Consider the following 7,863-nt stretch of genomic DNA (forward strand, 5'->3'; position numbering starts at 1 on the left):
CCCTGGCCGGACCCGTCCCGCCGCGGGACCCTGCGGGCGTGACCGCACCCGAGGACCCCCGCGCGCGCTTCCGCTCCCTGCCCGAGCCCGTCCTGCCCGAGGACGCGGTGGAGACCGTGGACGCCACCGCGGCCGCACCGCTGGAGACCGAGAGCGACGAGCGCGACCGCTTCCTCCGCGAGGCCGGCGGCTGACCGCGGTCGGGACGGCGACGAGCCGGAGCCCGCGGTCGAGCGGCTCGGTGTGGTCGGGTGCGCGGCGCGGCGCGGCGCGGCGCCGGGCGTCCGGGCCCGAGCCCCGGCCCGGCCGCTCGTGCTCTGGTCCGCATCGGGGGCAGAGCACGACTCCCCCGGGAGCGGGGTGCCCCCGCGGACGCTCGTGCTCTGCGCACGCCCGTGTGCAGAGCACGAGCGTGCGCACGACACCTCCCGCGTGCCCGCTCGTGCTCTGAGTCCGCGGCGGACTCAGAGCACGAGCGTCCGGAGGACGGTGCGGCCGGTCCGGGATCCGCTCAGCGCAGCCGGCGGGTCGCGTCGGGCAGCCGCTCGGTGACCCCGCGCGCGTCCAGCCACTCCATCAGCGGCACGGCCACCCGCCGCGTGGTCCCCCACGCCGCCCGCGCCTGGCTGAGCGTGAACGGTGCCGGCACCCCGGCCAGCCGCTCCCGCGCCACCCGTTCGACGCCCGGCGCGAGGTGGACGCCCTCGGCGATCCGCACCAGCTGGCCGTCGCGCACCGCCGCAGCCAGCTCGCGCGGGCCCAGCCGGGCGGCCCGCAGCTCCTCGGCGTCCGGCGCGGCGAAGGGGTCGGTGACCAGCCGCGCGCGGATGGCGTCGACGGCCCGCTGCACCGCCGGCGGCAGGCCCGCGGACGCCACCACGACCCGGCCCTCGCGCAGCGCCAGGGGCGGCCGGACGGCCAGGCGCACCAGGTCGTCGTCGGGCAGGTCCAGCTCCCGCCGGACGACGGCGACCGGCGGTCCCGGCTCCAGCGGGTGCGCCTGCCGGTGCGCCGCCACCAGCCCCGGCACCCGCCGCGCGAGCGTCTCGACCAGCCCCGGCGCCAGCAGCCAGGGCCCGGCGCGGACGGCGTCGGCGGGGACCGGCCAGCCCATGGCGGTGAAGTCGTCGGCGCGCGCGACCCGGCGGCGGGTGAGGTCGGCGGCGGCGCCGGCCGGCCCGGTCCCCTGCCGGCTCAGCTCCTCGGCACGCTGCCGGGCGGCACCGCGGCGGCGCAGCTCCGGCGGGTCGACGTCGCGGACGTCGGCGCCCAGCACCCGCCGCGCCCCGGGGTCGCGCAGCAGCACCCGGTCGCCGACCCGCAGCGGCAGCGGGACGGCCAGCCGCAGCCGCACCGAGGTCGCGTCCAGGGGACGCAGCCGCACCGGCACCGCCGCCGACCCGACGTGCAGCACCGCCTCGGCGGGCAGCCGGTCCTCCGGCTCGCGGGCGAGGACGACGTCGACCTCGCCGGTGTCGCGGAACGCGCCGGGGGTGAGCAGCGCGTCGCCGCGGGAGAGGTCCTCGACGGCGACCCCGCGCAGGTTCAGCGCCACCCGCGCGGTCGCCGTCGCCCGGTCCACCGGCCGGCCCAGCGACTGCACGCCGCGCACGCCGACCTCCCGGCCGCCCAGCCGCAGCCGGTCGCCGGCCCCAACCGACCCCCCGGCCAGCGTCCCGGTGACCACGGTGCCGGCGCCGCGGACGGGGAAGGCGCGGTCGATCCACAGCCGCACCGGCGCCTCGACGTCGGGAGCGGGCAGGCCCGCCAGCAACGCCTCCAGGGCCACGGTGAGCTCCGCGACGCCGGAGCCGGTGACCGCGCTGACCGCCACCCCCGGCACCGCGCCCATCGAGGTGGCCGCCAGCCGCTCGGTGGCGTCGGCCAGCACGGGTGCGGGGTCGGCGAGGTCGGCCTTGGTGACGGCGAGCAGCGCGTGCCGCACCCCGAGGGCGTCGAGGACGGCGACGTGCTCGGCGGTCTGCGCCGACCAGCCGTCGTCGGCGGCCACCGCGACCAGCGCGGCCGGCACCGACCCGACGCCGGCGAGCATGTTGCCGACGAACCGCTCGTGTCCCGGGACGTCGACCACGGCCACCACCCGGCCCGAGGGCAGCGTCGTCCAGGCGAAGCCGAGGTCGATGGTGAGGCCGCGGCGGCGCTCCTCCTCCCACCGGTCGGGCTCCATGCCGGTGAGCGCGCGGACCAGCGTCGACTTCCCGTGGTCGACGTGCCCCGCGGTCGCGATCACGTCCACCGGCGGGCCACCTCCAGCACCGCGGCGGCGAGGTCGTCGTCGGACGACGGCGGGACGCTGCGCAGGTCGAGCAGGGTGCGGCCGTCGGCGACGTACCCGACCACCGGCCGCGCACCGAGGCGCAGCGGCCCGGCGAACGGCTCCGGCAGGGAGACCGCGGCGCTGGGCAGCGGGTGCTCGGGCGCTCCTCCCCCGCCGACCCGCGCGGCCGAGTCGACGGCGCGGGCGTCCAGCCCGGCGGCGGCGAGCCGGGCGGCCAGCGCGCCGGCCCGCACCCGCAGGTCCGCGACCTCGGCGGCGAGCATCGCCTGCACCGGCGGCAGCGGGCCGCGCAGGGTGGCCTCGAGCGCGGCGAGCGTCGTCTTGTCCACGCGCAGCGCGCGGTACAGCGGGTGCCGGCGCAGCCGCTGCACCAGGTCGGCGCGGCCCAGCACCAGCCCGGCCTGCGGGCCGCCCAGCAGCTTGTCGCCGCTGGCGAGCACCAGGTCGGCGCCGTCGGCGAGCGTCGTCTGCAGGTCCGGCTCGTCGGGCAGCACCGGGTGCGGGCGCAGCAGCCCCGAGCCGACGTCGGCCACCAGCGGGACGCCGGTCCCGGCCAGGCCGGCGGCCAGCTCGGCGACCGCCACCGACCGCGTGAAGCCGCGGACGACGAAGTTCGACGGGTGCACCTTGAGCACCGCGCCGGTGCCCGGGCCCAGCGCGCCGGTGTAGTCCCCGAGCGCGACGCGGTTGGTGGTGCCGACCTCGCGCAGCCGGGTCCCGGTCGCCTCCAGCAGCTCGGGGATGCGGAAGCCGTCGCCGATCTCCACCAGCTCGCCGCGGGCGATGACGAGCTCGCCGCCGAGCGCCGTCGCGACCAGCGCCAGCGCCGCGGCGCAGTTGTTGACCACGATGGCGGCCTGCGCCGCGGGCACCGCGTCGAGCAGCGCGGACAGTGCCGCCTCGCCGCGCGGCCCGCGGCGGCCGGTGGCCAGGTCGAGCTCGACGTCGGTGGTGCCGCTCGCGGCCACGACCGCCTCCACGGCGGCCGGTGACAGCGGGGCCCGGCCGAGGTTGGTGTGCACGAGCACCCCGGTGGCGTTGAGCACCGGGCGCAGGCCGGCGGCGGTGCCGGGCAGGCGGGCCAGCACGTCGGCGACCACGCCACCGGGGGCCAGGTCGCCGTCCCGCACCCGCTGCTGGGCCGCCCGGACCGCGGTCCGGACCAGGTCCCGGCCCAGCCGCGCGGCGGCGTCGGCCAGTGCCGGGTCGGCCAGCAGCGTGTCGGTGCGGGGCACTGCCCGCCGCGGGTCGGCGCTCATCGCTGTCGCAGCGTATGCGCGCCGGCCCGCGACCGTCGCTGGCGGAGGCGGACGGGAATCGAACCCGCCTGACCGAGCTGCTCGGCCACGTCGGCTTTAGAGGCCGCGGGGGCCACCAGACACCCTGACGCCTCCGCCGGCGAGCCTACGGCGCGGTCAGTCCCCGGCGCAGATCGCGGCCATCTCGGCGAGGTAGTCGGCCAGGGGCGGCAGCCCGGCCTCGGCGCGCAGCCGCTCCACGGCCGCCGGGTCGACCAGCGGGGTGGCCGGCTGCGGCCCGTCGGGTGTGCAGGCCACCTGGGTGCCGTAGGTCTGCGGCTCCCCCGCGCCGGCCGCCACCCGGTCGGTCAGGTAGGCGAGGTCCCCCGGGGACGCCTGCCCGGCCGCGACGGCCTGCCGCAACAGCTCCAGTGCCCGCCGCTGGAAGGCCGGGTCGAGGTCGGAGTGCTGGGCGATGGCCCACGCCGCCTCGGCGCCGTCCTCGCCGACCAGGTCCCACGTCGGCCAGCCGTGCGCGTCGAGGACCTCCGCCAGCCGCCGCGTGCGGGCGGCGTCGCCCTCGGGGTCGGCGCCGCCGGTGCGCCCCGCCTGGTCGCGCTCCAGCATGGCGAGCAGCTCCTCGCGCAGCGCCGGGTCGCCGACCGCGGCAGCGGAGCCGGACGCGGGCCCGGCGGACGGGGTCGTGGTCGGGCCCGCCGACGAGGTGGCCGAGGTCGTGGCCGACGAGGTGCCCGCCGACGAGGTGGCCGAGGACGCGGCGGCGGAGGCGGTGCCCGGGGCGGCGGCCGGCTCCCCCGGTGACCCCGCCGAGCAGCCGGCCAGCAGGACGGCCGCCAGCAGGGCGGCGGGGAGCGTGCGCGACACGGGCGGCCTCCGGACGGTCACGGCGAGGGTCCCCGCCCGCGCCGCCGGTGTCCAGCGGGTCCCGGCCGGGGCGGATTACCGTCGCCCCCGTGACGACCGCGCCTGCCCGCATCCGGCTCACCCAGTACGCCCACGGCGGCGGCTGCGCCTGCAAGATCCCGCCCGGTGAGCTGGAGGCCGTCGTCGCCGGCCTGACCCGCACCGGCCCCGGCGACCCGGCCGCCGAGCTGGTCGTCGGCCTCGACGACGGCGACGACGCTGCGGTGGTGCGCATCCCCGGCGGGCAGGGGCTGGTGCTCACCACCGACTTCTTCACCCCGGTGGTCGACGACGCGTACACCTTCGGCCGGATCGCCGCGGCGAACGCGCTGTCCGACGTCTACGCCATGGGCGGCACCCCGGTGGTCGCGGTCAACCTGCTCGGCTGGCCGCGGGACGTGCTGCCCGTCGAGCTCGCCGCCGAGGTGCTGCGCGGCGGGCTGGAGGTCGCGCAGGAGGCCGGCTGCCACGTCGGCGGGGGGCACTCCATCGACGACCCCGAGCCCAAGTACGGCATGGCGGTCACCGGCCTGGTCGACGTCGAGCGGGTCATCCGCAACGACGCCGCCGTCGCCGGCACGCCGCTGTCGCTGACCAAGCCGCTCGGCGTCGGTGTGCTCAACAGCCGGATGAAGGCGACGGGCGAGGTGAGCGAGGAGGCCGTGGCGTCGATGACGGCGCTCAACCGCGACGCCTCCCGGGCGGCACTGGCCGCCGGCGTCCGCGCGGGCACCGACGTCACCGGCTTCGGCCTGCTCGGTCACCTGTACAAGATGGCGCGGGCCAGCGGGGTCACCGCGGTGGTCGACGCCGCCGCCGTCCCCTACCTCACCGGGGCGCGCGAGGCCCTCGCCGCCGGGTTCGTCTCCGGCGGCACCCGGCGCAACCTCGACTGGGTGCGCCCGCACGCCGACCTGTCGGCCGTGGACGAGGACGAGGCGCTGCTGCTGGCCGACGCGCAGACCTCCGGCGGGCTGCTGCTGGCCGGTGAGGTCCCCGGCGCCCCCGTGGTCGGCGAGTTCGTCCCGCGGCAGGACGCCGTCGTCGTCGTCCGCTGAGCAGCCGGCGGCGCGTCCGGGGCGACACGCCGTCGTGCCGGGCCGTCGCGCACGGAGCCGTTCCGGCCCGGCGGCGCCGCTGCCAGCCTGCCGCCCGCGCCGGATCCGGAGGGGCCGGGCGGCGCGGAGGAGGACGACATGAGGACGAGGACGGCCGGCCGGACGCTGGCCGCACTGGCACTCGGGACGGCGCTCGTGAGCGGCGGCGGGGTCGCCGCGGCCGCGCCCGGCGACGGTCCCGGCTCCACGCTGACCACCCTCGGGCGCGCCACCACCCTGCTGCAGTCCGGGGGCGCCGGTGAGCCGGCCTCCGGGGACCTGGCCGTCTTCGCGCCGCAGGGCGTCGCCGCCTTCGCGCGCGGCGAGTTCTCCGTGGCCGGCTACGACTGCGTCCCGCAGGAGTCCGGCGAGGACGTCAGCTCGGTGCCCGGCGCCGTCGACGGCGTGGCGACGGCGAGCGCGGAGGGGGTCCTCGCACTCACCTGCACGTACCACGTCGCGCCCGGAGAGCCGGACCCGGGGCTGCCCTCCCTCCCGGCCACGGCGCTGGTCGACCTCTCCTGGGAGGGGTCCGGGCCGGTCGAGCGCTACACCCAGGCCGGGAGGTCGTTCGCCTGCGTGACCCGCGCCGAGTCCCGCGCCGCCGTCGTCACCGGCTCGGTGCTGCTGTCGGTGCCCGGGCTGTCGGTGCCCGGGCTGCCCGGCAAGGGCGTCGAGGTGGTGCTGACCACGGCGGGCTCGGAGGTCGACGTGCTCGTGCAGCAGCAGGACCGCTGCCGGCCTGCCCGCGGTTGAGCCGCACCCCGCCCGGCCGGCGCGCTGTCGCCCGCCGGGCAGGGGTGTCCTAACGTCCGGCGCATGCGCGCCGTCTTCGTCTCCACGCCCTCGCCCGACGACCCGCTCTCGGTCCTGGAGGTCGGTGAGCGCCCGGAGCCCGAGCCGGCCGACGGCTGGACGACGGTGACGGTGAAGGCCGCCTCGCTCAACCACCACGACCTGTTCAGCCTGCGCGGGGTGGGCCTGCCGGCCGAGCGGATGCCGATGGTCCTCGGCTGCGACGCCGCGGGGGTCGACGAGGACGGCAACGAGGTCGTCGTGCACGCCGTCGTGAGCAGCCCCGGCTGGACCGGCGACGAGACGATGGACCCGAAGCGCTCGCTGCTGTCGGAGGTGCACCAGGGCACGCTCGCCGAGCGGGTCGCCGTCCCCCGGCGCAACCTGCTGCCCAAGCCGGCCGGCCTGTCCTTCGCCGAGGCCGCCTGCCTGCCGACGGCCTGGCTGACCGCCTACCGGATGCTGTTCGTGCGCTCCGGCCTGCGGCCCGGGCAGACGGTGCTCGTGCAGGGCGCCAGCGGCGGCGTGGCCACCGCGCTCGTCGTCCTCGGCCGGGCCGCCGGCTACCGGATGTGGGTGACCGGCCGCAGCGAGGAGAAGCGGGCCGCCGCGCTGCGGCTCGGCGCCGACCAGGCGTTCGAGACCGGCGCCCGGCTGCCCGAGCGGGTCGACGGCGTCATGGAGACCGTCGGCAAGGCGACCTGGAGCCACAGCGTGAGGTCGCTGCGGCCCGGCGGCGTGATCGTCACCTCGGGCGCCACCACCGGCTTCGACCCCAGCGCGGAGCTCAACCGGGTCTTCTTCACCCAGCTGTCGGTGATCGGGTCGACGATGGGCACGCGCGACGAGCTGGAGTCCCTGGTGCAGATGTGCAGCGTCACCGGGGTCCGCCCGGTGATCGACGTCGAGCTGCCGCTGGACGAGGCCCGCGAGGGCTTCACCCGCATGCTCGAGGGCCGCACCGCCGGGAAGATCGTCTTCACGGTGTGAGCCCGGCCCCCGCGAGCCGGTCGTGAGCCGGCTCGCGGGGCCCGGTGGGTGCGCCCGCCGGGCGCCACCCGGGGAACGCCTAGCGCTCGTCCTGGGAGACGCGCAGGCCCGTCTCGGGCGAGAAGACGTGGGACTCCCCCGGGCGGATGCCCACGTGGACGACCTCGCCCTTGGCCGGCGGCTTGCGGGCGTCGACCCGCAGGGTGAGCATCTTGTCGCTGGTGCCGGCGGTGTCGGCGGCGTGCAGGTTGCCGTAGGCGAAGGCGTCCGAGCCCAGCTCCTCGACCACGACGACCTCCACCGGCACGCCCTCACCGGCGCCGACGAGCTGCACCGACTCCGGGCGGAACCCCAGCGTCGCGGTGCGCGCGCCCTCGGCGGACAGCGCGCCGACCGCCGAGCGCGGCAGCGGCACCGTGTGCCCACCCAGCCGCGCACCCCCCTCGGTCAGCTCCACCGTCACCAGGTTCATCGCCGGCGACCCGATGAAGCCGGCCACGAACTCGTTCACCGGCCGGTC

The 7,863-nt window shown here is 78.5% G+C and carries 8 protein-coding genes and 1 tRNA gene; 4 read left to right on the forward strand and 5 right to left on the reverse strand.

The features are described 5' to 3' along the window. Positions 1-38: 38 nt before the first annotated feature. Positions 39-194, forward strand: coding sequence for a hypothetical protein (locus BM165_RS25025; RefSeq protein WP_177225288.1), 156 nt, complete (start codon positions 39-41; stop codon positions 192-194). 317 nt (positions 195-511) lie between these two features. Here the strand turns inward: BM165_RS25025 and selB are convergent, their stop codons facing one another. The 4 genes from selB to BM165_RS24025 form a co-directional block, all read right to left on the reverse strand. Then, positions 512-2,257 (reverse strand): selenocysteine-specific translation elongation factor, encoded by a 1,746-nt coding sequence (selB, locus tag BM165_RS22885; protein ID WP_075015843.1) that lies wholly within the window; start codon positions 2,255-2,257, stop codon positions 512-514. Beyond that, positions 2,248-3,558, reverse strand: coding sequence for an L-seryl-tRNA(Sec) selenium transferase (gene selA, locus BM165_RS22890; protein WP_075015844.1), 1,311 nt, complete (start codon positions 3,556-3,558; stop codon positions 2,248-2,250). The genes selB and selA overlap by 10 nt, the downstream gene beginning before the upstream one ends. Positions 3,559-3,597: 39 nt before the next feature. Beyond that, a tRNA-OTHER gene (locus tag BM165_RS25030) sits at positions 3,598-3,693 on the reverse strand. 21 nt (positions 3,694-3,714) lie between these two features. Beyond that, positions 3,715-4,422, reverse strand: a complete 708-nt coding sequence (locus tag BM165_RS24025; RefSeq protein WP_083427637.1) for a DUF6624 domain-containing protein — start codon at positions 4,420-4,422, stop codon at positions 3,715-3,717. 89 nt (positions 4,423-4,511) lie between these two features. Between BM165_RS24025 and selD the strand changes: the two genes are divergently transcribed. The 3 genes from selD (at position 4,512) to BM165_RS22910 (ending at position 7,343) form a co-directional block, all read left to right on the forward strand. Next, a complete protein-coding gene (gene selD / locus BM165_RS22900) occupies positions 4,512-5,519 on the forward strand; it encodes a selenide, water dikinase SelD (protein ID WP_208976849.1) in 1,008 nt (335 codons plus the stop codon). 138 nt (positions 5,520-5,657) lie between these two features. Beyond that, positions 5,658-6,314 carry a hypothetical protein gene (locus BM165_RS22905; protein WP_075015845.1) on the forward strand — a complete coding sequence of 219 codons (657 nt, stop codon included), beginning with the start codon at positions 5,658-5,660 and terminating at the stop codon, positions 6,312-6,314. A gap of 63 nt (positions 6,315-6,377) precedes the next feature. Further along, positions 6,378-7,343 carry a zinc-binding dehydrogenase gene (locus BM165_RS22910; protein ID WP_075015846.1) on the forward strand — a complete coding sequence of 322 codons (966 nt, stop codon included), beginning with the start codon at positions 6,378-6,380 and terminating at the stop codon, positions 7,341-7,343. 79 nt (positions 7,344-7,422) lie between these two features. Here BM165_RS22910 and BM165_RS22915 read toward each other — a convergent pair. Beyond that, a partial coding sequence (locus tag BM165_RS22915) for a TOBE domain-containing protein (protein ID WP_143108303.1) occupies positions 7,423-7,863 on the reverse strand: 441 nt, incomplete at its 5' end.

This window comes from Geodermatophilus obscurus, assembly GCF_900115395.1.
GTDB lineage: Bacteria > Actinomycetota > Actinomycetes > Mycobacteriales > Geodermatophilaceae > Geodermatophilus > Geodermatophilus obscurus_B.